The sequence below is a fragment of the Methylopila musalis genome, assembly GCF_042679725.1.
GTDB lineage: Bacteria > Pseudomonadota > Alphaproteobacteria > Rhizobiales > Methylopilaceae > Methylopila > Methylopila musalis.
Genome location: NZ_JBHTMX010000305.1, coordinates 1 through 2237 on the forward strand (window position 1 = coordinate 1; position 2237 = coordinate 2237).

The window sequence follows — 2237 nt, forward strand, 5'->3', positions numbered from 1 at the left end:
GTCCTGAGAACGTGGCCCGCCCCCCGGAGCCGGACAGCGCGGCGCGCTCGATCAGCACGGCGTCGGCGGCCGCGTCCCAGCCGAGGTCGATGTCGATGGCGTCGAAGTCGAGCGCGGTTCCGTCCGGCTCGCCGGGCACCGCCACCCGGAGCGCGCGCGCGGACACCCGCCCGCCGCCGGCCAGAAGCTTGCCCTGCGCCCCGATGCGGGCGTTCAGATGGCCCGACAGCCGCCCCGACAGCGGCGGAGCGCCGGCCTTGTGGACGAAGGAGGCGACATAGGGGCCGAGATCCACGTTCTCGAGCCCGAGATCGATGGTGCGCGCTTGCCCTGCGTCCTCGGCGGAGACGGTGACGGCCGTGGTCCAGCGCTCGGCGCTGCGGGCGGCGGAGGCGGTGAGCGCGAGCGACCCGCCCGCGGCGCGGGACAGGCGCAGATCGACGCCGTTCAGCAGCGGCGCCGCCTCGCTGGACGAGACCCGCACCGTCGCCTCCGAGACGTCCACCTCCTCCAGCGCGCCGGCGGCGCCGTCCGGTCCCAGCAGCCGATCAAGATCGGCGATGGCGGTCCGGACGCGGCGAGCCATGTCCGCCTGCACCGAGGCCGCGCCCACCGCCTGCTCGAACTGCATGTCGAGCGTCGGCCGTGTGACGTGGACCGAGCGCACCCGGACCGCGCCGGTGAGCAGGCTCAGGCCGTCGACCCGAAGCTCCACCCGCGGCGCCTCCGCCACCACCGGCCCGTTCTTCCGGGCGATGGCGAGATCGACCAGCCGCAGCTCGACGCCCTGCCCGCCGCGGTGGAGTTCGGCGTCGGCCACCGAGACCACATAGTCGTCGCCGAGCCGCTGCTGGATCGCGGCCGAGACCCGTGGCGCCACCTGCGAGGCCGGGATCGGCATGTAGAGGATGGCGAGCCACAGCGCCGCGAAGGTCAGCGCCAGACCGCCGAGCCCCGCGAGCGCCAGCCGGAGCGTGCGGCGGCCCGACAGCACGCGCGAGGGTCCCGCGCCCGCCCGCTCGGGCGCCGCCGCTCCGCGTCGTCCGGCGACAGGTCGCACGACGGTCTGTTTCGGCGCAGCCATGAGTCGAGCGGGGGCTCCTTAACTCAAGGGCCCGGCGTCGAAGCGGGCGCCTCCAGCGATGTGATTCGATCCGGTCAGAGTCGGTCATAGGCTGACGCGGAACAAGCCTTGGGTTACCACGGACGTCCGATCCCGGACGATGGAGCCTGATGATGTCCTCCGCCCTCTCCGTCGGCGCGCCCGCGCCGGACTTCACCCTGCCCGCGACCGGCAGCGACATCCGGCTCGGCGACCTGAAGGGCCGCAAGGTCGTGCTCTATTTCTACCCCAAGGACGACACCAGCGGCTGCACCAAGGAGGCGATCGCCTTCAACGGCCTGCGCGCCGAATTCGCCGCAGCCGGCGCCGAGATCATCGGCGTCTCCCCGGACGGCCTCGCGAGCCACGACGCGTTCCGCGAGAAATACGGCCTCGAGTTCCCGCTCGCCTCCGACGCGGAGAAGGCCATGCTCAAGGCCTATGGGGCGTGGGGCGAGAGGAACACCTACGGCAAGATCACGCTGGGCGTGATCCGCACCACGGTGCTGATCGACGCCGAAGGCCGCGTCGCCCGGGTGTGGCCCAAGGTGAAGGTGGACGGCCACGCCGACGAGGTGCTGGCGGCCGTCAAGGCGCTCTGAGAAGGACGCGCTGCGGCTGAGGCGGGCGCGTTCTGGGCGTGGCGGCCGCCCTCTGGCCGCGCGCCCCTTCTTCTCTTGTCCCGGCCTTGAGCCGGGACCCAGAGCCGCCGCCGCTTGAGGATAAAGCTCCCCGCCCGCCGCGGCTTGTTCTGAAACGCCAGTGTTTCTGGGTCCCGGCTCAAGGCCGGGACAAGAGGCGCTCGACCCCCGCCGTCGCGCTGGCTCGGCGCTACGGTCCGCTGCAGGCGGACAAGGCTCCTCCTTTCCTTGTCCCGGCCTTGAGCCGGCAACTGTGTTTTCATGCTGTGGCGTTTTTGAAAGGTGTTCGGTCTCTCAGGACGGCGTTTGCGACGGTGACGAGCTTTCGCGCGATGGCGACGAGGGCGACCTTGGGCGGCTTTCCGTTCGCGCGCATGGCTGTGTAGGTCGCGGCGAAGCGCTGCTTCGTCCGGATGGCGGCGACGGCGGCCATGTAGAGCGCGCGGCGCACGCGCCGCCGGCCGCCGGCGATCGCGCGCTGTCCGCGGCGCGCG

2 protein-coding genes and 1 pseudogene are annotated in these 2237 nt (G+C 72.4%); 1 reads left to right on the forward strand and 2 read right to left on the reverse strand.

Annotation, left to right across the window (positions count from 1 at the left end):
- Window positions 1-1084, reverse strand: a pseudogene (locus ACFQ4O_RS17015) (DUF3971 domain-containing protein); the annotation flags it as partial.
- A gap of 152 nt (window positions 1085-1236) precedes the next feature.
- Between ACFQ4O_RS17015 and ACFQ4O_RS17020 the strand changes: the two are divergent.
- Window positions 1237-1704, forward strand: a complete 468-nt coding sequence (locus ACFQ4O_RS17020) for a peroxiredoxin (protein ID WP_378777495.1) — start codon at window positions 1237-1239, stop codon at window positions 1702-1704.
- Between the two features lie 298 nt (window positions 1705-2002).
- Here the strand turns inward: ACFQ4O_RS17020 and ACFQ4O_RS17025 are convergent.
- Window positions 2003-2237 (reverse strand): transposase (locus ACFQ4O_RS17025; protein ID WP_378777497.1); only part of this gene is annotated, 235 nt, incomplete at its 5' end.